The organism is Lentzea sp. NPDC005914 (assembly GCF_040629405.1).
GTDB lineage: Bacteria > Actinomycetota > Actinomycetes > Mycobacteriales > Pseudonocardiaceae > Lentzea.
The window spans coordinates 41706-66652 of the sequence record NZ_JBEXVQ010000003.1; the positions used below are offsets into that span (position 1 = coordinate 41706).

Genomic DNA, 24947 nt, shown 5'->3' on the forward strand with positions numbered 1-24947 from the left:
GGCGTCCGGGTGATGCCACAGGTCGATGTCCCGGCCGCCCCTATCGTGGGGTCGGATTCGGGCACCGTCGCCCTCAACCTGGTTCGAGGTTAGGGAGATCGACGGTGTCGCCTGATGGCCGTCACGGCCGACGTGTTGACCTTTCCGGCCATGCGTCCGGGTTCCGCCGGGGCACGGCCGGAGTGCGGGCGATGGTCGAGGTCGGTGCCGAACACGGCGTGGGTGTGCAGGAGTGTCTGCACAGCACCGGGATCTCCCCCGAGATGCTGCACGGTGGCGCGGTGGTGAGTGACGCGCAGGAACTCGCGGTGGCCGCCAACCTCTTCACCGCGACCGGCCACGCGGCCGGGGTCGGGTTCGCGGTCGGCGAGCGGATCTCGTTGCGCGCCTACGGAATCTGGGGCTTCGCGTTGCTGACCTGCCCGACGGTGCTGGGGGCGGTCGAGTTCGGCCTGCACTACCTGCCTCTCACCTGTGCGGTGACCGGCTTGAGCCTGCGGGTGTGCGAGGACGAGGCTCACCTGATCGTGGACGACCGCGGCTCCCCGGCGGCGCTGAGACCGTTCCTCGCCGAGCGGGAGATCGCGGTCACGGCAGGCATTCTGCGCACCATCCTCGGTGAGTCACCGCCCTCGCTGCGCGTGGAACTACGCCGTTCCCGGCCGTCGGCCGACTACGAGAAGGCGATCGGTGCACCAGTGCGGTTCGACACCCCGCACGACGCGATCGTCACGAGCAGCGCGGTGCTGGATCTCCCGCTGCCCCAAGCAGATCCGCTCACCCTGACGGCGTGCGAGCGCACGTGCCTTTTCCTGCTGCGCGAACGGTGCGCCCCGTGCGTCGCGCAGACCGTGCGGGCGGTCATCGCCGAAGGTGTGACCGATGCCGGCCTCATCGCCGCGCGTCTGCACCTGTCGGCCCGCACGTTGCGCCGGCATCTCGCCGCAGAGGGCACCTCGTTGCGCCACCTCGTGGACGAGGCCAGGCGCGTCAAGGCCATCGAACTCATCACGCTGCACCACCTCGGCGTCGAGCAGGTCGCACTGCGGCTCGGCTACACCGACGCCGCGACGTTCATCCGCGCGTTCCGCCGATGGACCGGTACCACTCCCGGTGCGTACACCCGCCGCTGATCTCGCGGGTGAGACTCCAGGTGGGCGGGACGCTGATCGACCCGCGCCATGATCGTCTCCCAGGACAGCTGACCTGACGTTGCGGCGCTTCCTCTTGTGAGCGCTAACAACGTAGTGCCACACTGCGGTGTCCCAGGGTGGGCACCGCCAATTCGATCATGTTCGACCGATCGAGGCCCTTCGAGATTGGGAGCGCTCCCAGCTGTCCCTGGGCAATGACATCGAGCCGCCGCCGCAGCCGCAGCACTGCCCAGGAAAGGGATCCGATGTCGAGCAAGTCGCCTCACCTCGTAGCCGGACGCTCGCGCACGACTCTCGCGGTACTCATAGCCTTCATCGCCGGTCTCGTCGGGTTCGTGGCGCCGGCGAGTCGGGCGCAAGCCGCACCGAACACCTTCACCCTCGGTGCCGTGCGCACCGACACCAGCGGCCGCTCCCTGCAGTTGCACGGACTGGGGATCGTCAAAGTCGATGCCACCTGGTTCGGCTTCGGCGAGGGCAAGATCGGTCAGAACAGTTCCAACACCGCGTTCCAGGAGATCCCCTGCTACTCGTCGACCGACCTGGCCAACTGGACGCGTCAGGGTGTCGCGCTGGCCAGGCAGGGCAGCGGCGATCTCGGCCCCAACCGGATCGTCGAACGTCCCAAGGTCATCTACAACGCGAGCACCCGGACGTACGTGATGTACCTCCACATCGACAGCACGAGCTACTCCGACCAGCGGGTCGGCGTGGCCACCAGCACCACCCCCTGCGGCCCTTACAGCTACCGGGGCAGCTTCCAGCCGCTGGGCAACCAGAGCCGCGACATCGGCCTGTTCCAGGACACCGACGGCAGCGCGTACCTGCTCAGCGAGAACGCCGGCCGCAGCCTGCGCATCTACCGGCTCTCGTCCGACTACCTCTCGGTCGCGAGCTCGGTGGCGGTGCTGCCCAACTACGAGTCGCCTGCCGTGATCAAGGCCAACGGCCTTTACTACCTGCTCGTGTCGCACCTGACCGGCTGGAACACCAACGACAACGTGTACGCCACCGCACCGTCGCTCGCCGGGCCGTGGTCCGCGTTCCGGAACTTCGCGGCTCCTGGCACGAACACCTACAACAGCCAGACCGCGAACATCATCACGGTCCAGGGCAGTGCCGCGACCACCTACCTCTACGCGGGTGACCGGTGGACGTTGAACAACATGGGCGATTCACCGTTGATCTGGCTGCCTCTCACCATTCGCGGCACCACGGTCAACCTGGGCCAGTACCCGAGCTGGAACCTCGACGCGCAGACCGGCACCTGGTCACCGAACTCCGGACTGCCCAGCAGCGCCGTGCACACCCTGGCCAACCGCAACAGCTCGATGCTGATGGACGCCTCGGGCGCCTCCACCGCCAACGGCGGCAAGGTCATCCAGTGGCAGGCCAACGGCGGCGCCAACCAGCAGTGGAGGGTGAGCAAGCTCGCCGACAACATCTTCACCGTCGCCAACGTCAACAGCGGCCTGTGCCTGGACGTGCCGGACCAGTCGACCGCGGGCGGTGTGCAACTGCAGCAGTGGACTTGCGACGGCCGCCCCGGCCAGCAGTGGGCGGCCGACCTGGTCGGCAGCCTGAGCGGCAACGACTACGTGCTGGTGAACATCAACAGCGGCCTGCAGATCGGCGTGGCGGGCTCGTCCACCGGCAGTGGCGCGCAGGTTCAGCAACTCCCCGGGACGAACGCCACCAGCCAGATCTGGCGAGTGTCCTGATCTCGTAGTCGTGCCCGCCTGACGCGAACGTCAGGCGGGCACGACTCAGGCGAAAGACGCATCGGCATGCGGCTCGGCAATTTCGCCTATTACCAATCGCGCAGCGCTGCGCGATTGGCCCGCATCCATCCGGACCTGTGTCCACTCCCCGGCCGGCCGAAGCCGTTGACGTATTCCCGCAATGGTAATTCACCGCACTACCGCGCTACCGATCGAATCAGCAGGATCAACTGGGTGAGCCCTGTTCGTCACCCGAACGAAAGTAGATCTTCATGCTTACGCTGAGATCATTGCGCCTGGTCAGAGCAAGTGCGGTTGCCATTGCTCTGATCGGCGCCTCCGCGGTATCGGCGAATGCTGAACCCGCGGCCGTGCGGACTGTTTCCGAAGCGATTCCGGGAAGCTATGTCGTTGTTCTGAAGGACAATGCGGTCACCACTTCGGCCGCGCTGACAAGCAGGTACGGCGGCGCGGTCACGGCGAGCTGGCAGCACGCCCTGCACGGTTTCGCCGCGCGGCTGAGCACAGGCCAGGCCGCTCGGCTCGCGAAGGACCCGGCCGTGTCCTACGTCCAGGAGGACGGCCAGGTCCACCTCACCGACTCGCAGCAGAGTCCGCCGTCGTGGGGCCTCGACCGGGTCGACCAGCGGCAGAACGCGCGGGACAGCCGGTACACGTTCGAGTCGCGTGCGGCGAACGTGCGCGCCTATGTGATCGACACCGGCATCAGGACGAGCCACTCCACGTTCGGCGGCCGGGCCACCTGGGGCACGAACACCACCGGGGACAACAACAACACCGACTGCAACGGCCACGGCACGCACGTCGCCGGCACCATCGGCGGCGCCGAGTACGGCATCGCGAAGAGCGTGAACCTGGTCGCCGTCAAGGTGCTCGGCTGCTCGGGTTCCGGATCGTTCGCGGGCGTGATCAGCGGCATCGACTGGGTGACCGCCAACGCCGCACGGCCCGCTGTCGCGAACATGAGCCTGGGCGGTGGTGCGAACGCGGCGGTCGACCAGGCCGTGCGGAACTCGATCGCGTCGGGCGTCACCTACGCCATCGCCTCCGGCAACAACAACGCGAACGCGTGCAACTACTCGCCGGCGAGGGTGACCGAGGCGTTGACCGTCAACAACGCCGACATCAACGACCGCCGCGCCTCCTCGTCCGACTTCGGCTCCTGCACCGACCTTTTCGCCCCAGGAACGAGCATCACGTCGTCCTGGAACACCAGCGACACGGCGTCGAACACGATCAGCGGCACATCGATGGCGACCCCGCACGTGGCGGGCGCGGCGGCGCTGTGGCTGGCGAACCACCCGTACGACACCCCGCCGCTCGTGGCGAACGCGTTGCTCACCAACGCGACCCCGAACGTGATCACAGACCCGGCCGGCTCGCCGAACCTGCTGCTGTACGCGCCTGTCTCCGACGGCGTGACGGACACCAAGGCGGACTACAACGCCGACGGACGCGGCGACATCGCGTTGAACGGTGTACCCGGCTGGGGCTCGATCCCGACCGCGTTCTCCGCGGGCACCGGCGCGTTCGGCGTCACCAACGCGGGTGTGCCGGACTTCGCGACCTGGTCGAGCACGCCCGGCGTGAAGTTGCTGACCGGCGACTTCAACGGCGACGGACGCACGGACATCGCACTGACCGGTCCCGCCGGCTGGGGCTCCATCCCTGTCGCGTTCTCCAACGGCAACGGCACCTACACGATCACGAACGCCGGGGTGCCCGACTTCCCGGTCTGGGCGACCACACCGGGCGTCAAGGTCGTCACCGGTGACTTCAACGCCGACGGACGCACCGACATCGCACTGGCTGGCGGTGCCGGCTGGGGCTCCGTGCCCGTCGCGTTCTCAGGCGGCAACGGCACGTTCAGCGTCACCAACGCGGGTGTCGGGGACTTCGCGACCTGGGCGAACACGCCGAACGTGAAGCTGGTGACCGGCGACGTGAACGGTGACGGCCGTACCGACATCGCATTGACCGGCGTGCCCGGCTGGGGTTCCATCCCCGTCGCGTTCGCCAACGGAGACGGCTCGTTCGGCATCACCAACAACGGTGTCGGGAGCTTCCCCGGATGGTCGGCGACACCGAACGTCAAGGTGCTCACCGGCGACTTCAACGGCGACCGGCGGATGGACTTCGCGTTGACCGGTGTCGCCGGCTGGGGCTCGATCCCGGTGGCGTTCTCCAACGGCAACGGCACGTTCAACGTCACCAACGCGGGTGCCGCGGACTTCCCGACGTGGGCGACGACCGCGGGCGTCCGGATCGTGGCCAAGGACTTCAACGGCGACGGCCGCACGGACATCGTGCTGACCGGTGGCCTGGGATGGGGTTCGATCCCTGTCGCGTTCTCAGGCGGTGATGGTTCGTTCAGCGTCACCAACGCGGGTGTCGCGGACTTCCCGACCTGGGCGAGCTCGGCGGGTGTCGAACTCGTGGCGCGTGACTTCAACGGCGACGGCAGGACGGACCTGGCGTTGACCGGTGTAGCCGGCTGGGGCTCGATCCCGGTGGCGTTCTCAGGTGGCAACGGCACGTTCGGCGTCACCAACGCCGGCGTGACGGACTTCCCGATCTGGGCTGCGACCCCGGCGGCGTCGATCCTCTGACCAAGGAGGCGACGAGCCCAGGCCACGCTCTGGGCTCGTCGCGATCCGCTCAGGCCGCGTGGTGCTCCGCCGGGTCGTTCGCCAGGAGGAACTCGCGCAGTCCCACCAGGTCGTCGGTGTTGATCTGGTCGACGTCGGCGGCGATCAGCTCGCGCCACACCGCCTCCCGCGGTGCTCTGGCCACGTCCGGCGTGGCCCAGAACCGCACCGGTACCCGGCGGCATGCGCCTGCGAGACAATCCGGCGCAGCTTTTCCCGTTCCTGCACCGGAATCGGGCCCACTCCCTGCCACGTGAAGTTGTTCGTCCAGTTGTCGCTGACGAGCGGCATGAACGTGGCCGGTGTGCCGCTACCCAGATCGCTCAACCGCCCGTCGTATCCGGCGAGGCGGCGGCACTGGGCGAGCATGTCCTCACGCGGCCGGTTCCCGCTGATGACCACCTCGACCGCGCCGCGCCGCTCGTGACCGTAGGTCCACTGGGTGAGCATGGGACGGAACTCGCGCAGCGCCTCGTCCACCGCACGGTAGGTGGAGGGCCCGTCGCTCTTCACGTCGACGAGCAGCTGCAGGGAACCGCGCCAGTGCGGGTAAACACTGCCCCTGTTGGCACGCACCCGCTCGGCGAGCGGCTGGAGGTAGAGGCTGCGCAGGGTGCGGCCCGGTCGCGTGCCGACCAGGTCGTGTGCCACGCGGAGTTCGCCGTCCACCAGCCACACATCGGCCTCCACCGACCCGAACCCGTTGTCGAGGGCGTCGGCCAGCGGACGAGCGTGCTCGTAGTCGTTGTGCGCATGCGCGCGTTCAAGCGGTTGCACGGGAGCCGCTGCGGCGACTGCGGGCGACTGCGCGCCGGCGGCAACGGTTCCGAGCAGCGCCAGGAGAACGGACAGCGTCGATCGCCTCATCTGATTCCCTTTCTCTGCTCACCGGGCACGGGCGATGCTGCCACCACCGGCGTGCTTCGTGATCGACGATTGGGGGAACTGTCGTGGAAATCAGGGCGTGCGGGTCGTGGTTGCAGCTCCACGAATCCAGCTGCGCCAAGGAGGACAGCGGCAGGCCCGGTGCTTGACGAGCTACCGCCACAGCTGCAATCGGTCGTTGCGGGCCCGGACAGCCCGGCGCTCCCCGGCCTCGGCGAGCACTGCGGCTCTGGCTTTCTCTCCGGCGTCGAACGCCGCCGGAGCGAAGCGGTCGCTGGCTCTGATGTGTCGTTCCCAGTCGTCCTGCCAGAACTCCACAGTCCAGCCCGGCCACAACTCCGGTACTTGGTAAGCCTGTGGCGAGGAGTAGAGGGACCACCAGCCCAGATGCAGGCGTTCCGGGTTGAGGTGGATACCGGCATTGACGTGCAGGCTGCAGCTCCCGTGCCCAGGGGCGTTTGCCAGGCGGTCGAGCAGGGCGACGCCCTCGCGGACAGGGTGGTCGAACGCGTCAGAGGCGACGTGGCAGCGGCCGGCGCCCACCGTGATCACCACACCGCCTGGGTCGGGCCCGGCCAAGTCCTCGTCGTCGGGGGCCAGGAACGGGGCCGAAGAGAGGCCCGAATCGCGGCAGCGAACGTACTCCGGGTCCAGCCCGACGTACTCACGCAGTTCGGCCGAGCCGTCGTACAGCCAGCGGACCTCCCAGCCCGGCCACGCGGCTCGGATCAGCTCGAACACGGCCGCGCGGTGGCGGAGCTCAGTGCTACGCCCCTCCCAGGCCAAGAACAGGAGCACTTTCCGGCCGAGGTCGAGCAGCATCCCGCCCTGGGCCGTGGTGTCGTCCAACCAGCCGTCCTGGCGGAGTCCGGGAAGCATGGCGAGAACCGGCGTCGGCCCGTCCACCAGGTCGAGGTCGATTCCGACCGCCCAGCCGGTCCGGTACAGCTCATGTGTGCCGTTCTCGCGGACCACGATGACGTTGGCTCTGTCTCCCATTGGGTCAGGATGACCGGGCGGGAAGCTGTCGACCATCCGTTTACGGCGGCTTCGAGGCTCCGGTGTCCAGAGAGCGAAGGCGTGCCGACAGGATGGTGTCAAAACGGGAACCCCAGGTGCGAATCCGCCTGGACGGCGGCGTCGGCACCTGGGGGTGACGAGCATCCACTCCCGCGACCCGCACGGTCCTCCTTCCTACGTGTGGTCGCCGGAGCTGACGGTGCAGCCGTGAACCGTTGCTTTTCGCAGCAGCTCAGCTGTGGTTCAGCCGTACCGCGTGAACGTCCGCTCCGTCGGCGTTCGTCGAGGGGAAGAACGCGATGGTGTTGTTGCCCGAGACCGTTTCGAGCCCCGAGTAGTCACCGAGGAACAAGCCCCTCGGATCGCCCGGTGCGAAGTACGAGATCGGTGCCCGGTAGTGGTCGAACGGGCCGTGCAGGTGCTGTTCGGGTTCCCAGCTCAGCGTCCCGTTGTGAGAGTGGCGGACCCAGATGTCGGTCGTGGCGACGCCGTCACCGGGCACGTTGTTGCGGTCGTCCCAGTAGGTCAGCGTGACCATGCCGGTGTCCGACACGTCGATCGCGTGGTTGTACGACTGCACACCGGGTCCGCCGGTGGCGACCACGGTCGGGCCGCTCCAGTGCCGGCCGCCGTCGGTGGAGCGGGCCAGCACGACCTTGTTCAGCGCGGTGCCGAGTCCGTCGGCCCACACCACGTAGATCGCGCCGCTGGTCATGTCGACCGCGATGTCGGGGATGTAGTCGCCCGCGCGGATCGGGAAGTTGTCGTCGGGCACGAACAGCTGCGCGAACCGGATCGGCGCGATCTTCGCGGGAGCCGACCAGTGCAGGCCGGCGTCACGGGAGGTCATGACGCCCATGTAGACGCCGTTGTCGTTGAGGGTTCCACCGGTGAAGAGGTTCGCGGCGACGTCGTACAGCGTGCCGTCCGGGCCGACCGCGATCTGGTTGCCCTGCATGTAGGTGTTCGAGTTGCGCATCGGCACCGGGGTGGACCACGTCAGCCCGCCGTTGGTGGTCCGGGAGAACATCGGCTGGCCGCGGTAGGCGAACGAGTGCAGATCCGCGATCGGGCTCTGCTTGCCGTTGTTGGGGTAGTCCCCGCGGATCCAGGTCGCGTACGCGTAGCCGGCGCGGGTCGGGTCGCCGGTGATGGAGATCTTGTCGTTGAAGACGCCGCGGTCGCCGGGGTCCTCCTGGAGGATCTGCGGCGGCCGCCAGGTGCCGGTGGACCGGTCGAGGCTGGTCACCGAGACCGCGGACTGGCCGAGCGCGGCCGAGTCGATGGGCTGGCCGAGGAAGTAGGCGTTGCCCACCTTGTCGTAGGTCACCCACGGGTCGGTGACGCGGCCGAACCGGGTCGGGCCGCCCTGGCAGGCGCTCCACGGCACGTCCGGCAGCTTGGTCCACGACGCGCCGCCGTTGTGGGTGATCCACGACGTCAGGCCGCGTGCGCCGCCGTCCGGCCAGCGGTCCTGCTGGGACGCGCCGATCATCTCGGCCGGGTTGACCGGGTTGACCGCGACCTGGGGTTCGACCTCGGTGTTGTCGTAGGCGGCGGCGAAGTCCGCCGAGGCGCCGAACGGGCAGGCGGTCAGCGCCGATGGGCCGCTGACCAGCACGTCAGCACCGACGGAGAACGGCGCCGCCGAGGCTGCCGGTGCCAGGCTGAACAGAATCAGAGGGACGACCGCCGCAGCGGCGGTGAGCCGTCTGGTCGCACGCATGAGGGTACCTCCGCATGTCTGCTTTCCCCCTCATGGGTGAATCGTCCGGACGAGCCCGATCGTTGCGCTCCCGTTCACGCCGGCGGAGTCGGCGCGTCGCGCACACCGGAGTCGAAGGACACCTCGACCGGCAGCTGGCGCATTCGCTGCGCCAATCGCGGTGGTTTCCCGTGCCCCGTTCCTCGTGGTGAAGGCGCCTTGCCCTTGGTGGCTGCCGTCTCGCGCTACGTGAACGGAGTCAGGAGTTTTTAGTCGACACTGAAGCAATAATGAGATGTGTTTTCGACGGCTGGGAACCACGCACTTTTGTTGGACGCCAGGTGGTGACCTGTCACCGATCGCCGAGGTCTACGTCGGTGCGGGCTTCCACGGCCGCGGCGACGCAATGCCTTGCTGCACAAGCAGGTCACCGACGCCGACGGTCTCTGGACAGCCAGGCCGGTGTGGCAGATGTGGGAACACCGCTCACCCGGCGTCGCCGCCCACAGGCATTGGGCCGGCAATCCTCACCGCCCGCCCCCTGGTACACCCGGACGGTGTCGGCCGCGATCCGCTCCCACGAGTACCGCGCGCACGTCCGGTCGTAGCCCGCGATGCCGAACTCCTGGCGGCGGGTCCCGTCGGCGAGAAGCCCGCGCAGCAACTTGGCCAGACGTCGCGGCTGGACGGGTTGCACGTGCAGGCCCGTGACGCCGTCGACGATCGTGTCGATCAGCCCTCCGACCGCCGTCGCGACCACCGGCACACCGCATGCCATCGCCTCGAGGGACGCCAGGCCTGCCGGGTCGTACCAAGGAGTGCACACCACGGCGTCCGCGGAACGGAGCAACGAGGGCATCTCCTCACGTGGCACGCCACCTGTGAACGCGACGCGGTCCGCGACACCTACGCGCCCGGCGAGCTCGCGCAACCGGCGCACCTCCGGCTCGTAGTTGATCCGGCGCTTCTTCGGACCGCCCACGATCAGCAGCTCGGTTTCGTCCACTCGGGACAGGGCGAGGACGGCGTCGGCGAAACCCCTGTGCGGCATCAGTTCGCCCGCGGTGATGATCCGGCGCTGGCCGCCACGTTCGGCGTTCGTCCCGAACGGCGTGAACATCCGGAGGTCGACACCGGTGGGCACGACCGAGATATGTGACCTGGCGACACCCATCCGAACGAGCGTGACCACCTCCTCGGAGGACGTCGCGATGACCCGAGTCGCCTCGCGGCCGACGATGCGTTCGCCCGGAAGTCTCTTCGCCCCACAGCCGCGCTCGACCACACCGAGCCCGTGATACGTCTGAACCACCGGCATTCCGTGCTGGGCAGCGAGAATGCTCGCCAGCCCGGAGGTCCAGTGGTGTGCGTGTGCGACGTCCGGCGGGTCGTGCCGCCATTCGCGGCGGAGGTGGTCGGCGAACCTGCCCAGGTGCGGGACCAGCCCTTCCTCATCGATCCGCTGTGCGGGACCGGCGGGCACGCGCACCACTTCGTAGCCGTGGTCGGTGGATTCTCTGGTCGGCGGACGAGGATCGCTTCTGCGGGTGTAGATCGTGACGTCGTGGCCGCTGCCGGCGAGTGCCGCGGCCAGCCCTGAGACGTGCACGTGCACGCCGGGCACCTGTGCCGCCACCACCATCGCGATCCGCATCCGCTCGTGCTCCACGTCGGCCTCCTCGCTTCGACTGCGAGAAGCCATCGTGGGCAAACTGACCGTGGTGCCGCGTCAGCAGGAGAGGACGAACTCGGTGACTCCGGTTCGCCCTGTCGGTTCACACCTGTGCGCCGGCGAGGTGCGGAACGGAGGCGCGGCGTTCTTCGGGCGTCTCGGTGACTTCGCGGCGTGGTTGGTCGCTGTCCAGCGAGGCGATCGGCACGTCCCTGCGTGCTTCGAGACCGCGGAAGACGAGTCCGTGCCCGCAGACCGGGCACAGCACATCGTCCTCGGCGGGTGAGGGCACGGGTACGCCGTCGAGCCGGTAGAACGCGAACACGCCGCCGTCGGCGTCCTGGAGGTACTGCACGTCGTAGTCGGCGCTCCAGGCATGGCCGCAGTTGGCGCACTCGAAACGGTACCGCTCGACGGCGCTCTCGACGATCATCGAGGTTGCTCCACGTGTTCGAGGACGAGACGTCGTGCCGGCGGGTCTGCCGCCGGCACGACCGGGCACACCGGCTCGACGACCATCGTGCGCCCTCACGACACGGCGCTTTTCGTCCTCTCAGAACGAACCGGGTGCCGTTTTCCGGTCACGGGTGCAGCACGACCTTGGTGAAGCCGTCGACCCGCTTGTCGAACTTCTCGTACGCCATGGGCGCCTCCTCGAGCGACAGCTCGTGCGACACCACGAAGCTCGGCTTCGCACGGCCCGCGATGATGAGGTCGCGCAGCTGCGTGTTGTAGCGCTTCACGTTGCACTGTCCCGTGCCCATCCGCAAGCCCTTCTCGAACATGCGCCCGATCGACACGAGCAGCATGCCCTTCCCCGACTGCTCGTCCGGCGCGCCGGGGTCCGCGGGCACGTACAGTCCGGGCACGCCGAGCATGCCGGTCGCGCGCACCGAGTCGATCAACGCGTTCAGCACGACGGCCGGTTCCTCGCGGTCGCCGCTGTCCGAGTGCGCCTGGTATCCGACGGCGTCGACGCCCTTGTCCACGCCGTTGAGCTCGGCGCACTGGTCGACGATCTGCTCGGCCGCGTTGCGCTGGGTGAAGTCGATCGGCGTGGCACCGATCTCCCGCGCCTTCTGCAGCCGCTCGGGCACCCGGTCGACGACGAACACCTTGGACGCGCCGCGCAGCAGTGCGGAGTAGGCGGCCATCAGGCCGACCGGTCCGGCTCCGAACACGGCAACCGATTCTCCTGGCGACACCTCGGCGAGCTCGCACCCGTGGTAACCGGTGGGGAAGATGTCCGCGAGCAACACGAAGTCGAGCTCGTTGTCGTTGCCCGGCGGAAGCTTGAGGCAGTTGAAGTCCGCGTACGGCACGCGGAGTTTCTCGGCCTGCCCACCGGGATACGGGCCCATCGACACGTATCCGTAGGCGCCGCCGGCGAACCCGGGATTCACGGTGACGCAGAATCCGGTGTAGCCGCGCACGCAGTTGACGCAGAACCCGCACGCGACGTTGAACGGCATCACCACCCGGTCACCCCGGGCGATCGAGGTGACACCGTCGCCGACCTGCTCGACCACACCCATGTTCTCGTGCCCGAACACGATTCCCGGCTCGGCGGCGGTCCTGCCCTCGTACATGTGCAGGTCCGACCCGCAGATCGCGGTGGAGGTGATGCGGACGATCACGTCGTTGGGGTGCTGGAGTTGTGGATCCGGTACCTCTTCGACTGAAACCTTGTACGGCTCTTTGTAAACGACAGCCTTCATGGTCACTACCTTCGGAGGTAGATTCGATTCATGTCGCAACGTCTTGGCACGCTGCTTGTTTCTGTGCAGGGACTGTCCGGCACGACGTACCCGGCCGGCACGGAGGTGGTCGTCCGGGGCGGCGGCACTGCCGTCGACGCGTTCATCAACGGCGACTGGATCCCCCTCGCGTGGTGGGAGTTCTCCGAGGGCGCCGCTTCCGACAAGCCCTGACCTCTGTTGGATACCCGCTCTGCAGTGGGGTACTCGGGCGGTCCGAAGGTGTGGCATGACAACGAAAACCGTTGAGACGACACGATCCCAGCGCGACGAGTCCGTGTTCGTCGCTCTGCAGGAGGACGCGCAGGACGTCGCCGTGGTCGGCGTCTTCCGGTCCCTGCGCGCTGCCGCCGAATCGTTCGGGTCCACCGAAGATGCTTGAGAGGAAACGATTCCAGGCCGGTGGCTGGACAGCACCGGCCTGCGCGTCGAACGACACGCCCTGGTGTGAGCCCTATCGGCCGGACACCGCGAAAACGGGCGTGCCGTCGGCGTCCTTGCGGGCGTCGAGGACCTTGTCATCCAGGTAGGGACCCGACTCCGGCGCGACGAACACGCGTTCACCGGAGTCGGCGGTGACCACCTCGTCACCTTCCTCGGGCGCGGCGGCCCGCGTGACGTGCAGGTCGCCGTCTGCGAAGTCGAGCCGCAGCCCGGCCAACGGACCTTCTCCTTCCGTCAACTCGCGAATCACCGCCGCGGCAACTGGCGTCATCTCCAACACAGCACCCTCCGATCACTCGATCACCGGCCTGCCAGGACGACTGTCAGGTCAGCCCGCTGTTCCGCGCGCTGCACCGACACGGGAACTCGTTCTCCGACGCGAGACGACCTCAACGCCGACTGAACGTCCTGCACCCCGTCGACGTCCTGGTCCTTCATCTGCACGATCACGTCCCCGGCGCGCATCCCACCGGCCTCAGCGGGCCCACCGGGCTCGACCGCCAGCACCAAAGCTCCGCGCTCGGCGGAGATGCCGAGCCGGGAACGAATCTCCGGAGTCGACTCACCCAGGGACGCCCCGAGGTACGGGTGCTCAACCCGCCCGGACGACAACAACTTCTCGGCGACGTCCACCGCCACACCGGACGGAATCGCGAATCCCAGCGACTCCGCGCCCTGCGCGGGCGGGATGTAGGCCTCGTTGATCCCGATCACCCGCCCCGCTGAATCGAGCAGAGCACCACCGGAGTTGCCGGGTGAGATCGGCGCGTCGGTCTGGATCAGCTCGACCTGAGACCCCTCCGACAGCGTTCGGTGCAGTCCGGACACGATCCCGGCGGTCACCGTGAACTCCAGCCCGAGTGGACTGCCGATCGCCAGCACGGCGTCACCGGGCCGGGGCAACTCGGTGCGGAACTCGGCGGCGGGCAGGTTCTTGCGCTCGGTCCTGATCACCGCGAGATCCGCCAAGGGGTCGGTGGCGAGCACGTCACCAGCCGAGTCCTGCCCGTCCGCGTACCGGATGCGCACCTGACGGTGGTTCGTCACCACGTGTTCGTTCGTCAGCACGACATCGGAACGCAGGACGACGCCGCTGCCGACACCTCCTTCGACCCTCACCGTCACCGCGGACGGCGCGGTACGCGTGACCACATCGGCGTAGGACGAACGCTCGACCGGCGGCGCGGATGGGCTGTCCCGGCACGCCGCAAACCCCATCGGCCGCACCAAAGCGAGCAGAATCCTGACAACCATGGCGCGCGGCGACCCGCCGGAATCCGCCTTGCACGAGATTCTCCCGAAGTCGCACCAAATCCGGGTCCAGCGACGGAACGATCCGGCGCACCAGGTCCACCGCCGCGACTGCGAGCCGCACGGCCTCGGAGTCGCGCGCGTCCCCCAGCAACCGTTCGATCCGCCACGACAGGCTCGCCAGTGTGGAGTCGTCGGTGGCGGGCGGCAGAACACCTGCCAGTTCAGGAGGATCGCCTTCGGAAGACCGGAGCGTACGCAGAGCGGACACCACGTCGGGACGCGCGGTGAGCTCGTCCAGCACGCCGATCACGCGGAACACTCTCGCGACCAGACGGGGACGGCCGGGATGACTGTCCAGCCAGGACAGCAGAGCGCTGTCGCCGCCCACGTGCTTCACCACGCGCAGCAGGTCCGCGGCGACAGCGTGCGGCAGTTCCGCGTGGAACGGGAGGACGCGGGCTACCTGGTCGGCGAGCTCCTGCTCGTCCGCGGGGGCCAGCCGGTCCTCGGTGAACTCGCGAACCAGGGCCGGGTCGAGACTGAAGTGGGCCATGGTTCCAGATAGCCGTGCATGTCCGGGCCAAACACGGGTATGGCTGAACACATGCTGACCGCAGAGACGATCGACCGCATCATCAGGCTTCGCGGTGACGGGTTGCCGATCACCTCGATCTACGTGGACGTCCGGGGTGAACCCGGCGCCGTGGTGTCGAAGGTGTCCAGCATGGTGCACGAGGTCAAGCCGCTCGCCGAGGACGACGATCTGGACCGCGAGGCGCGACTGTCCGTCCGGGACGACCTCGACCGGATCGAGAACGAGATCCGCAGCGGCGACTGGAGGAACTCGACGGCCGTCGCGATGTTCTCCTGCAGCGGCAGGGACTTGTTCGAACAGGTCGAGCTGCCGCGGCACGTCGCGGATCGGGTGGTCGTGGACGCCACGCCGTGGGTGCGTCCCGTGCTCGGCGTGCTGGACGAGTACCACCGGGCTCTGGTCGTGGTGACCACGCGACGCGAGGCGCGGCTGTGGGCCCTGTACCAAGACGAGATGGAGGAACTGGAGAAGCTCCGCGACCCGGTCACGCCCGAACTCGACGACCACCGGGACGAGGAGCTGGACAGACGGCACTTCCGCCGGGTCGCCGGCACCGTGCACGACCTGTGGCGTGCCGAGCACTTCGAGGTTCTCGTGCTCGGCGGTGTGCACGAGGAGATCGACGGGCTCGTCCAGATGCTCTCGAAGGAGCTCGAGAACAAGATCGCCGGTGAGTTCCACGTCGACCTCGACCGCGCCACGGACGCTTCCGTCCGGACGGAAGCCGGCCGGATCCTCGAACGGTACGAGCGCGAACAGGAGCGCACGCAGGTCGCGGAGGTCCTGGAGAAGCACGCGACGGGCGGGTTCGCGGCCGTGGGACTGCGCGACTGCCTGTGGGCCGGAGCGACCGCCGCCGTGGACCTGCTGCTGGTGCAGGAGGACGTCATGACGCCGGGTGTGGTGTGCGACGAGAACCACTGGCTCGCCACCGAGGGAGCGGACTGCCCTCTGTGCGGGAGGAAGTTGCGCCGGACAGCCGACGTGCTCGACGAACTGGTCGAGACGGTGGTCAACGAGGCTGGATCGGTCGAGCACGTACGGGCGGACACACCGCTGCGCGAACACGTCGTGGCCGCTCATCTCAGGTTTCCACTCCCACCGCTCCCCTAGTTCGCACGGTGAGAGCGCCGGCTCACCAGGACTGCGATGACGACGCGGTGCGCAGAGGCGTCCGCAGCCCGGTTATCACCATGTGGGCCAGCAGGTCGTAGGTCTCGTCCGGTTTCTCGGGTCGCTGGAACGCGTTTTCCGCTTCCAGCAACGCGAAACCGTGCATGGCCGCGCGCAGGCAGCGGGCGGCGTGGATGGCTTCGGAATCCTCCAGGCCGTACGCGCGCAGGACGGCCAGAATGATGCCGGCCACCTTTTCCGCGGCCTGCGCCACCATCGGGTGGGGTGTCTGGTCGAGCGCGGAATAGCGGTACGGGTGGCGCAGCACGTGATCGCGCCAGGCCGTCATGAGCGCACGGATCGCCTCGTCGGCGGATCGGCCGAGCACCGCTCCACGGATCTGCTCGGCCAGCTCGTCCATGATCCGCGCCGACAGGAGCGCGTGCAGTTCGGCCAGGTTGCGGACGTGCTTGTAGAGCGACGGCGTGGCCACGCCCGCGCGTGAGGCCACCGCCGCCAGGGTCAGTGCGGGGGCACCCTCCTGATCGACCAGGCGCAGCGCGACGTCGACCACCGCGTCGGCGGACAGCGCCGCCCTAGCCACGGGCGTCGGCTCCGAGGAAGGCCAGGACCGCCGTGACCACCTCGGCGGGGAACTGCACGTGCGGGTAGTGGCCGGCTCCCTCGATCACCTCGACCCGGCCCAGCCCTGACGGCATGGCCGCCACGATGCCCTCGCCTTCGGCGCGCGGATCGGTCCAGTCGGGGTCCAGCGAGCCCTCGACGACCAGCGCGGTGCACCGGATGTCACCGAGCACGGCGCCCGCGTCGGTGGGCGCGGACATGCCCATCGCGCTCACCACCGCCATCCGGCCGGGCCTGCGCAGGTCGGCGTCGAGCGCGGCGAGGTGCTCGGCGAACCCTGCGGGCTTGGTGCCGGGGTAGGCGTGGTCGAGATAGCGTTTCCACAGCCCGACGCTGCGCAACATCCCCGCGCCCATGAGCAGCGCCATGCCCTTGCGGTAACGGGCGTGGGAGAAGAGACCGCCGAAGTCGAGCTTCTGCGCGCGGGTGAACGGGCTGATCTGCACGATGGCGCTGACCAACTCGGGCTCCTGGGCCGCCGCGATGGTGACGGAGCCGCCGGTGAACGAGTGGCCCACGAGCACAGCCGGGCCGCCCAGGTGCCGGACCACGGCGAGCAGGTCTGCCGCCGAGTCGGTGCGGGTGTAAGAGGCCCAGCCGGTGCTGGACTCACCGTGGCCGCGCATGTCCACGCTGGCGACGCGGTATCCGGCGTCGGACAGCGAAGCGGCCACGTCGCGGTAGGCGGCCCGGTTGTCACCCATGCCGTGGGCCAGCACGATCAGCGGCCCCTCACCGATCACGTCGTAGGCGAGCCGTCCGCCGTCGAGCTCCAGGAACTCAGTCATGTCCATCTCCCTCAGGTGGCTACTGCTGATAGCTCCAAAGCTAATGACATTAGCCAGGCGTGTCAACCACCCTCGGGGTCACATGTTCGGATTTCGCACCTACTGTCCACAAAGGACTGTAACGCGATCCCGCGTCCGATCGATGTCGGGTTCGTGGAACTGGTGTTGGCGGTGTCGCCTGAATTCGAGATGACCGGCGAGCAGGTGGCGCACTCGTGGAACCTGGACGAGGCGAGCACGAAGGTTGCCGTGGCCCGCGCGGCACCGCCCGCCGAGCACTACAACGCGGCGGAGCTGATGGGGCACGCCGTGGTCGTGCTCGGCTCGTTGGCTTCGGGAGTCGCCGCCAACGGCATCTACGACCTGCTCAAGCGCGTGCTGAAGCGCAATGCCAAGGGCCGGCAGATGTATTTCAAGAAGATCGAGAAACCGGACGGGAAGACGATCACCGAGATCCGCCTGTCCGACGACGGCACCGCAGACCGCGGCTGAGGCGTTGCCCGATCTGGTCATCGCGTCGCGGGGTGGCGGCCACGTCGTCCTGACCACGGCGGCGGGCGAGGTGGTGGTCCCGTTCCGCAACCCGTGCACGCCCGAGCACGCCGAGGCGCTGCGCTGGCTGCTGGAGGCCTGCCCGGAGCCTGCCGTCGGGCCTGATCACCGTCGCCGCACCGAAGCCGAGGCGGTGGTCGAGGCACTGGGCAAGGCTCTGCAGGTGCCGCTGCCGGACGTCGAGCGGCCGGTGGTGCACGTCGTGTCGGACGAGGTGGGCTTCCTCGGTCTGCCGTGGGAGTTGCTGCACCCCGAGGCAGAGTGGATGCGCCGCCGAGCGAGTCCGCGGCCCACGGCCGTGCGCGGTCCCGTCGCCGGTCCGCTGCGGGTGCTGCTGATCTCGCCGCGTCCGTACGGGCCGGAGGACGTGCGCGCCGGGACCGTGAGCGGACCTCTGCTCCGGGCGGCCGGCCTGACTCGCGGGAACGTGCAGGTCGACCTGCTGCGACCGGCCACGAGCGAGCGACTCCGCGAGGCGCTCGCGGATGATTACGACATCCTGCACTTCGACGGCCACGGCTTCGCCGGCGACGCGAACTGCGGGCTGGTCTTCGAGGACGCGGACGGCAAAGAGCATCGGGTCTCCGCGCACGAGTTCGCGAGCTTCTCCGGCCAGGTGCCGCTGGTCGTGCTCAACGCCTGCCGTTCGGCCTACCACCCCGTGCCGGGCGAGACGACGTCGGTCGCGTCCGCGTTGCTGGACCGGGGCACCCCGGCGGTGCTGGCGATGACGCACTCCGTCGCACCGCGCGTGGTGGCGAGGTTCATCACCGCGTTCTACGACGCGCTCACCGACGGAAGCACGCTCGCCGCGGCCGTGGCCAGGGGCAGGCGGGCGCTGCTCACGGCCAGGAGCGGTCTGCCGTTCCACGTCATCCCCGTCCTCTACGAACAGCAACCGGTCGACCTGCGCTTCCACGACGCCGTACCGCGCGCCGACAGGTCACGCGACCAGGAACCGGTCTGGGTGCGGCCGTTGCTGCACCAGGACGGCGAGCTGGCCGACATCGACCGGCAGCTCCACCAGGGCAACCCGGTCGTCGTGCACGCACCGGTCGCGGGCGGCAAAACGGTGCTGCTGCAGGCTTACGCCCAGTACGCCCTGCTCAGTCGCGGGTTCGACCGCGTCGCGCTCGCCTCCGGCGCGCAGGTCGCCGACCTGCGTTTCGACGGGGACTCGGACGAGCGCGTGCTGCACGTGTGGGACGACATCGACCAGCACGTGGACCAGTGCGCGGCGGCCATCCGCAAGCTGCCCTCCCAGCACCGCGTGCTGATGAGCAGCTGCTACGACTCGTTCCCACTCCCCCACCACTCCCACGCCACCGGCGACCTGCCCGACGACCTGGTGGGGCAGGCCGTGGGCGAGCTGGTGTCGGAGCTGATGGACGGGCCGCAGCTCTCGCTCAACGAGGCCGAGTTCAAGTGGCTGATCCGGAGCACGGGGTGGCATCCCGGCACCCTCGCGGCACTTCTGCGCGCCTGGCGCCGCCTCCCCCTGGTCGAGGTTCCCCGGCGGCTGGACGTCGGCTACCCCCAGGGCGACGACGATCCCCTCCTGGACCCGTCCGTCACGCGACTGCTGGCCGGCCTGTCACCACCGTTGCGAACGGCGTTGCCGTTCATCGGCCTCTACGGCTACGAGTTCGGCCCGGCGGAGCTCGCGATCATGACCGACGGCGGGCTGGCCGGCGACACTTTCGGCGAGCTCGCCGACCTGCACATCACCCCCGGCGAATGGCGCGACCTGCTGGCCCAAGCCCACCGAGCGGGCGTGGTCCGACCGGTCCTGGACGCCGAACTGGGCTACCGCGTCTCGCCGGTGGTGTCGTACGCCCTGCGCGGGGAGCTGGCGCGGCGGTTCACGAGGGACCAGCTGCGAAGGCTGCAACGTTCCGCGGCGTCGAGCATCCTCGTGATCCTCGAGCACGCGTTCCCCGCCCCGGCGAGCGGACACCCCTACTGGACGCGCGTGACCCGCGAGTTCCTGACCGCCGTCGTGGACTCCCACGTCTGGATCACGACGCTGCGTGCGATCGACGACCGCAACTACGCCCTCGCCACCAGCCTCGTCACGGCCTATCAGAAGGGCAAGCCGGAAGGTTCGCCGGGCTGGTGGACCGCCACCGAGGTGGTGACGCACATCGCGGGCCTGAGCTACGAGCAACTGCAGGCCGACCCGGACGCGACAGGGCTGCTGCTCACGTTGCGCCACATCACCGCCAGTGCGGCGATGGCCCGCTCCGACTGGAAGCAGGCGAGGAACCAGGTCGAGCACATGCTGGACCACCGCGACAACCCGCATCTTCGGTTGGACCTGGTGCGGTTGTTGTTGTGGCGCAGCCAGATCGCACTGAAGATGGGCCGGCCGGACGAGGTCCGCACGGCGCTGGCCGAGGCGGTGCGGCAGGCCCGCGACTCCGCCGAGCTCGACAGGTGCGAGGCGGTGCTGCACGAGGCCGTGCGGGAACTGGAACTGCCACCGACCGAAGCCGCCGGCCTGGCCCACGAGCTGGGCCTGGTCCTCGAACCGCCCTCCGGCGGCGAGGACACCTGGTCGACCGAAGAGCTGGTCACCGAGGCACGGGAAGCCTTGCTGGACAACAGGTTCACCAGGGCGGCCGAGCTCCAGCGGATCCTCGGCACCACCGCCCGCGAACGCGGCGATTTCGACCAGGCCCGCGAGTGGCTGACGGCGGCCTTCGAACTGGAGCGGGCCAGGCCGGGGATCGGCGACCCGGCCCGCACCGCCATGCACCTCGCCGTCCTGGAGGAGGAGACGGACAACCTCGACGACGCGGCGTCGTGGTGCCGGTTCGTGCTCGAACTGCCGTCGGCGCACGACCTCCTGACCGCCAACGCCCACTACGAGCTCGCCATCGTGGAGACCAAGCGCGGCAACGATGACGGCGCACTGCACGCACTCTCGGCCGCGCGAGAGCTGTACGTCGAGCTCGGCATGATGCTGTACGCGCTCGACGCCGACGCGCTGGTTGCACGGTTGTTGCACCGCAAGGCAGATCTGTCTGGGGCGTCCCAGCTGGGCGAGTCGGTGGTCCTGAGGCTGGTCGAGCTGAAGTCGGACGAGCGCGCCGCCCAGGCGTTGATGGCCCTCGTCGAGTGCTGGCTGGACATCGGTGGCGCAAAGGAAGCGCGGCGACGCTTCACCCGCCTGCTCCCGCTCGACCAGCTGTCACCGGGGCTGATGTCGGCGTTCGTGACTCGGATGCGCGAGCGGCTGGCCGACTGATCGCTCGTCGCGATCAGTCGTCAGGCCCGGAGCCGCAACGGTTCCGGGCCTGCGACCAGGTTTTTCGGTTACGGGCAACGCTTCCAGGAGAAGTGGTAAACCGTCTTGGCGTGGCCGTCGAGCGAGTCCATCGCCATGAAGCTCGCCTTCTTCGAATCCGACGTGCCCACGTTGACCCGCAGCTCGGTGTTGATGTTGAGGTTCCTGTTCACGCCGCACGGCGGGTAGATGATCGGCGAGCCCACGTCCGTGGCCTGCCATTCGTCATCCACCGGGCCCTGCCAGTTGTGGCTGCGGGAGCCGGTGTCCGTCATGCCCTGGAAGTAGTAGTTGGACTTCAGGGTGCTGGTGGCACCGCGTTCGAGGTGCAGGTAGCCGGCGTAGTCGACCTTGGAGATGCCGTAGACCCAGCCCGCCGGCGCGTTCACTCTGATGCTCAGCTGGCAGTTCTTCCGGAAGTCCGTCGGTGACGCACCGGGGCCGACCTTGGCGGCATAGCTGCTGAACACGACGTGGAACGCGGAGTTGTCCGGTGACACCGACACCGAGGTCGTGCCTCGGGGACAGCCACTTCCGTTGATCGTGTCGACGGTGACCGCGCCGGGCGGCGGGACGTCGGCCTGTGGGAGGACGACGGTGGACATCGCCATGGCCGCGGCGACAATCGCGTGGATCATTGGATACCTTCCGGCTCGTACGCTGGGCAGCGGCGGAGAAGATGTACCCAACCCGATGACGGCGGCTTGGTGGGTTTACTGCCACCTTGCGATTACTTGACGATTTGCCCTCCCGTGTCCTGTTCACCCGTGTGAACCGACAAGCCCGTTCTGGGAGCGCTCCTAAGACGGGCCGCCATCCGGTCCTTGACGGTGCCCAGGCAGTAACGGGCGAGGCTTGGGTCCACGGGGGACCCAGGCCTCGCGGTCATGCGCGATCAGGAGTGGACGGGGACCTGCTCGTAGATGACCTTCCACTCGAAGGTGCCGACGAACCCGTTGGCCCACAGGCGGTTCACCCTGGCCGCTTCAGTGGCATTCGGCGAGGCGACGGTGCACGACGTGCCTGGACCGCCGCCCGACATCAGCTCCGAGCACGGGCCGCTGTAGTGGTCGGGCAGGCCGAGGGCGTGCCCGGTTTCGTGGGCGGTGATACGGGTGACGTAGTACTGCCGCGCTTGCGTGTAGTCGATGAAAATGGTGCCGCTGCCGTGGCCGTTGGTGGAGGCGTATGAACCACGCGGGTCGTTGCCCTCGCGGTAGCGCAGGGTGGCCGCGCTGCGGTTCTCCACCAGTTTCACGTTGCTGACCCGCGCGTTCCAGTTCGCCGCGCCTTGACGGATGGCGCTCGCGAACGTGGGTGCGCTGCTGGTGTCGTAGTAGACGTTGACCGCCGCCGCGGTGGGCGGGGCCTCGGAGGCCGACGCCTGACCGGTCAGGGGTGCGACGAAGGTCGTGGCCGCGGCTAGCGCGACGGACAGGACGACTTTCCTGAACATGGGTGCTCCTCGCTTGCAGGGTGCGAAGAATGGAACCTGAGGGTTCCGCCACTCAACGTAAGGAAGGTCGTCGAGCCCACTCGCCCGCCATTGGCGTGAAGGGGTTCAGCGCTCTTGACGGTTGACGATGCTCGCTATTCGGTCGAATGCGGGAAAAGACATAGAAAGGAGACGAATCGTAGTCACGGTGCGTCAGGCACGCTCGCCGGCCGACGCCTCGGACAGCTGTACTGACACGAGACCCTCACGCTCGCGTACCGGCCGGCGTCGTCGCGGGCTCTTTTTGCCGGGTGTCGGCCGCGTAGTGGGCGACGGCGATCGCTCCGGCGATCGCCAGGACGAACCCGATGGTCGCGGCGATCACGTATCCCTCGCGGACGCGGTCGTCGAGGTAGATCAGTCCGACGAACGACGAAAGCGCGGTGTTGGTGGTGAACATGACCGCGGTGACCCCGGTCGGGCCGCCCTTCTGCAGCGCCATCGCGAACAGCACCGCCGCGGTCACTCCGTTGAGGACGATGGCCCAGGCCGCCGGTTCCAGGACGAGTCGCCAGGCGGCGTCCGGGAGTTCAAGGGTTCGTGCCGAGATGCCGACGACGCTGTAGGCGACGCCAGAGCCGAATGCCAGTGCCACCGTCGCCCAGGCGTGGTGGTGGCGCCGGGCGTAGAGGGCGATCGCCGTCACAGGAATCGCCATGCCCACGAGGATCCAGCGCCACTGCGGTGGCAGGGTCTGTGCGGGGCCCGGCTCCGCGGACACGCCCAGCAGAACCAGGCCGATCGCGCCGACACCCAGCGCGCCCCATCCCGAAGCACGGAGGTGGTGGCCCAGGAAGGCGCTGATCGTGGCGGTCACACCGACGCTGAACGCGAGCATCGACTGGACGAGGAACAACGGCAGCCGATGCAGCGCGGCAGCCGCGCAGGCGAATCCCAGCAGGTCTACACCGAGACCGAGGAAGTACAGCCACTGACGCCGCAGAGCGATGAGATCCAGAGACCTTCCGCCGTACGCGCCCGCGCGCCGGACGCCCATGGACTCCAGGATCGAACCGCTGCCTGACGCCAGGGTCGCCAGCACGGCGAGGAGGTAACCCAGAGCCATTCGTCCATTGTGTCAGCCGGTGGCTGTGGTGCTTTCAACGTCCCCTTGGAGGACAGGCAGTCGAACCAACTTCGCCAGAGCGGCGAGGAGGTTCGCCAATGCAGACCGCAGATCGCCGTTCACCGCAGGTGCCGGCGCGGTCACGGAGCCGGCGGTTTCGGCCCAGCCGTCGGTGTCGTGTCTGCTGCGCAGGAGGTACCCGAGTGCGAGGAGAAGGTGGTCGTCTGTCGTAGCCGGTTGTGCCGAGTCGACTAGTACGGCGGCCACAGCGAGGAAGCGGTCCAGCCAAGGCAGTTCATCGTCGGCGAGAAGGCGCTGCACGGCGGCGTGGGCATCGTCCCAGTAGGTGGCGGGCAACAGACTCCAGGCCTCACGACGCAGCAGCTGCACGTCGACCGGTGCCGCACGACGTCGGGCGGATGGGAGAGGCTCAGCCGGTGTGGATCCACGCGCCACCAGCGTGTGGGGATAGCGCCTGGTGACCCGGCCGGTGAGTTTGGGGTCGAACTCGGCGTTGCCGACGAGCGGCAAGTGTTCGCCGTCGGATCTCAGCACCGCCACGGCGAGGTCGAGACTGGCTCGCGAAGGTCTGGCCAGAGCGGCGAGAAGGATCTTCGAATCCGTGCCGAGGGCTTGGGTGATGCTGCGTTCGGCGACCCCGAGCAGCAGCTCACGTGCGGGGCCCAGCTCTGCCTCCGCCGAGCTCGGTGCCGCGGCGAGAAGGCGGGAGAGGTGGACCCTGGCCAGATGGAACCGGACGATGTCGGCCATCACCGGCACGAGCGAGCCGGAGTCCAGTGCGGCCCGCAACAGCCGGAACGCCTTGTCCACGTGGTCGCCCTCGCACCAGTAGGACGTTCCCTGCGACGCGTGGTAGTTGCCGAGGGTGGCCTCGGCCTGGGCACGGGCCGGGTCTGCCGTGCTCAGCAGGAGACGCCCCTGGTCGAGAGCCGCGACGCCCTCCTCGAGGTAGTGGAGGATGAGGCCGGATCCCGGCCGCGCGTCCACATAGGCCTGCAGGTACGCCCAGCCGAGCTTGGTCAGCGCGACGGCGCGTTCTCCGTCCCGTGCCGCGGCGATCTGCTCGCGCAGCCGGGCGATTTCCTGATCGTTCATCGATGTC

General features: G+C 68.5%; 24 protein-coding genes. 9 read left to right on the top strand and 15 right to left on the bottom strand.

Translation table 11 applies throughout. The features are described from left to right. Window positions 1–104: 104 nt before the first annotated feature. The 3 genes from ABZ345_RS05395 (at window position 105) to ABZ345_RS05405 (ending at window position 5505) form a co-directional block, all read left to right on the top strand. Window positions 105–1133 carry an AraC family transcriptional regulator gene (locus ABZ345_RS05395; protein WP_359843216.1) on the top strand — a complete coding sequence of 343 codons (1029 nt, stop codon included), beginning with the start codon at window positions 105–107 and terminating at the stop codon, window positions 1131–1133. Window positions 1134–1543: 410 nt separating this feature from the next. Further along, window positions 1544–2875, top strand: a complete 1332-nt coding sequence (locus ABZ345_RS05400) for an RICIN domain-containing protein (protein ID WP_359843218.1) — start codon at window positions 1544–1546, stop codon at window positions 2873–2875. Window positions 2876–3246: 371 nt separating this feature from the next. Beyond that, a complete protein-coding gene (locus tag ABZ345_RS05405) occupies window positions 3247–5505 on the top strand; it encodes an FG-GAP-like repeat-containing protein (RefSeq protein ID WP_359843220.1) in 2259 nt (752 codons plus the stop codon). Window positions 5506–5554: 49 nt separating this feature from the next. On the opposite strand, the gene ABZ345_RS05410 is transcribed toward ABZ345_RS05405, so the two are convergent. The 7 genes from ABZ345_RS05410 to ABZ345_RS05440 all read right to left on the bottom strand — a co-directional run bounded on the left by ABZ345_RS05410 (window position 5555) and on the right by ABZ345_RS05440 (window position 12544). Next, the gene (locus ABZ345_RS05410; RefSeq protein ID WP_359843222.1) at window positions 5555–5713 is read right to left on the bottom strand and encodes a hypothetical protein; all 159 of its coding nucleotides are present in this window, start codon (window positions 5711–5713) and stop codon (window positions 5555–5557) included. After that, window positions 5650–6411 carry a phosphatidylinositol-specific phospholipase C/glycerophosphodiester phosphodiesterase family protein gene (locus ABZ345_RS05415; protein ID WP_359843224.1) on the bottom strand — a complete coding sequence of 254 codons (762 nt, stop codon included), beginning with the start codon at window positions 6409–6411 and terminating at the stop codon, window positions 5650–5652. The genes ABZ345_RS05410 and ABZ345_RS05415 overlap by 64 nt, the downstream gene beginning before the upstream one ends. A gap of 171 nt (window positions 6412–6582) precedes the next feature. Continuing rightward, window positions 6583–7428 carry a hypothetical protein gene (locus tag ABZ345_RS05420; RefSeq protein ID WP_359843226.1) on the bottom strand — a complete coding sequence of 282 codons (846 nt, stop codon included), beginning with the start codon at window positions 7426–7428 and terminating at the stop codon, window positions 6583–6585. Window positions 7429–7681: 253 nt separating this feature from the next. Beyond that, window positions 7682–9175 carry a sialidase family protein gene (locus ABZ345_RS05425; RefSeq protein WP_359843228.1) on the bottom strand — a complete coding sequence of 498 codons (1494 nt, stop codon included), beginning with the start codon at window positions 9173–9175 and terminating at the stop codon, window positions 7682–7684. A gap of 406 nt (window positions 9176–9581) precedes the next feature. Beyond that, window positions 9582–10856 carry a glycosyltransferase gene (locus tag ABZ345_RS05430; RefSeq protein WP_359843230.1) on the bottom strand — a complete coding sequence of 425 codons (1275 nt, stop codon included), beginning with the start codon at window positions 10854–10856 and terminating at the stop codon, window positions 9582–9584. Between the two features lie 73 nt (window positions 10857–10929). Further along, window positions 10930–11259: a hypothetical protein gene (locus ABZ345_RS05435; protein WP_359843232.1), complete on the bottom strand. Its 330-nt coding sequence runs from the start codon at window positions 11257–11259 to the stop codon at window positions 10930–10932. Between the two features lie 148 nt (window positions 11260–11407). Next, window positions 11408–12544 (bottom strand): glutathione-independent formaldehyde dehydrogenase, encoded by a 1137-nt coding sequence (locus ABZ345_RS05440; protein WP_359843234.1) that lies wholly within the window; start codon window positions 12542–12544, stop codon window positions 11408–11410. A gap of 30 nt (window positions 12545–12574) precedes the next feature. On the opposite strand from ABZ345_RS05440, the gene ABZ345_RS05445 reads away from it, so the two are divergent. Then, a complete protein-coding gene (locus ABZ345_RS05445; RefSeq protein WP_359843236.1) occupies window positions 12575–12757 on the top strand; it encodes a hypothetical protein in 183 nt (60 codons plus the stop codon). 55 nt (window positions 12758–12812) lie between these two features. Next, window positions 12813–12965, top strand: coding sequence for a hypothetical protein (locus ABZ345_RS05450; RefSeq protein WP_359843238.1), 153 nt, complete (start codon window positions 12813–12815; stop codon window positions 12963–12965). 72 nt (window positions 12966–13037) lie between these two features. On the opposite strand, the gene ABZ345_RS05455 is transcribed toward ABZ345_RS05450, so the two are convergent. After that, window positions 13038–13298, bottom strand: coding sequence for an iron-sulfur cluster biosynthesis protein (locus tag ABZ345_RS05455; protein WP_359843240.1), 261 nt, complete (start codon window positions 13296–13298; stop codon window positions 13038–13040). 29 nt (window positions 13299–13327) lie between these two features. Beyond that, window positions 13328–14281 (bottom strand): trypsin-like peptidase domain-containing protein, encoded by a 954-nt coding sequence (locus tag ABZ345_RS05460; protein WP_359843241.1) that lies wholly within the window; start codon window positions 14279–14281, stop codon window positions 13328–13330. Between the two features lie 346 nt (window positions 14282–14627). Between ABZ345_RS05460 and ABZ345_RS05465 the strand changes: the two genes are divergently transcribed. Both ABZ345_RS05465 and ABZ345_RS05470 read left to right on the top strand, forming a co-directional pair. Continuing rightward, window positions 14628–14846, top strand: coding sequence for a hypothetical protein (locus tag ABZ345_RS05465; RefSeq protein ID WP_359843243.1), 219 nt, complete (start codon window positions 14628–14630; stop codon window positions 14844–14846). Window positions 14847–14885: 39 nt separating this feature from the next. Continuing rightward, the gene (locus tag ABZ345_RS05470; RefSeq protein WP_359843245.1) at window positions 14886–15989 is read left to right on the top strand and encodes a hypothetical protein; all 1104 of its coding nucleotides are present in this window, start codon (window positions 14886–14888) and stop codon (window positions 15987–15989) included. Window positions 15990–16011: 22 nt separating this feature from the next. On the opposite strand, the gene ABZ345_RS05475 is transcribed toward ABZ345_RS05470, so the two are convergent. Together ABZ345_RS05475 and ABZ345_RS05480 are read right to left on the bottom strand one after the other, a co-directional pair. Continuing rightward, on the bottom strand, window positions 16012–16593 hold the full coding sequence (locus tag ABZ345_RS05475; protein WP_359843247.1) for a WHG domain-containing protein: 582 nt from the start codon (window positions 16591–16593) through the stop codon (window positions 16012–16014). Beyond that, window positions 16586–17422 carry an alpha/beta hydrolase gene (locus ABZ345_RS05480; RefSeq protein ID WP_359843249.1) on the bottom strand — a complete coding sequence of 279 codons (837 nt, stop codon included), beginning with the start codon at window positions 17420–17422 and terminating at the stop codon, window positions 16586–16588. Before ABZ345_RS05480 ends, ABZ345_RS05475 begins: the two co-directional genes overlap by 8 nt. A 153-nt stretch (window positions 17423–17575) precedes the next feature. On the opposite strand from ABZ345_RS05480, the gene ABZ345_RS05485 reads away from it, so the two are divergent. Further along, entirely contained in the window at window positions 17576–17914 is a 339-nt protein-coding gene (locus ABZ345_RS05485; RefSeq protein WP_359843251.1) for a hypothetical protein, read from the top strand. Window positions 17915–17918: 4 nt separating this feature from the next. After that, entirely contained in the window at window positions 17919–21224 is a 3306-nt protein-coding gene (locus ABZ345_RS05490) for a CHAT domain-containing protein (protein ID WP_359843253.1), read from the top strand. A gap of 68 nt (window positions 21225–21292) precedes the next feature. Here the strand turns inward: ABZ345_RS05490 and ABZ345_RS05495 are convergent, their stop codons facing one another. The 4 genes from ABZ345_RS05495 to ABZ345_RS05510 all read right to left on the bottom strand — a co-directional run bounded on the left by ABZ345_RS05495 (window position 21293) and on the right by ABZ345_RS05510 (window position 24940). Beyond that, complete coding sequence (locus ABZ345_RS05495; protein WP_359843255.1) at window positions 21293–21901, bottom strand: DUF4360 domain-containing protein; 609 nt, start codon at window positions 21899–21901, stop codon at window positions 21293–21295. 257 nt (window positions 21902–22158) lie between these two features. Further along, window positions 22159–22719: a snapalysin family zinc-dependent metalloprotease gene (locus ABZ345_RS05500; protein WP_359843257.1), complete on the bottom strand. Its 561-nt coding sequence runs from the start codon at window positions 22717–22719 to the stop codon at window positions 22159–22161. A 244-nt stretch (window positions 22720–22963) separates the two neighbouring features. After that, the gene (locus ABZ345_RS05505; protein WP_359843259.1) at window positions 22964–23824 is read right to left on the bottom strand and encodes a hypothetical protein; all 861 of its coding nucleotides are present in this window, start codon (window positions 23822–23824) and stop codon (window positions 22964–22966) included. A gap of 12 nt (window positions 23825–23836) precedes the next feature. After that, the gene (locus ABZ345_RS05510) at window positions 23837–24940 is read right to left on the bottom strand and encodes a hypothetical protein (RefSeq protein WP_359843261.1); all 1104 of its coding nucleotides are present in this window, start codon (window positions 24938–24940) and stop codon (window positions 23837–23839) included. Window positions 24941–24947 lie beyond the last annotated feature (7 nt).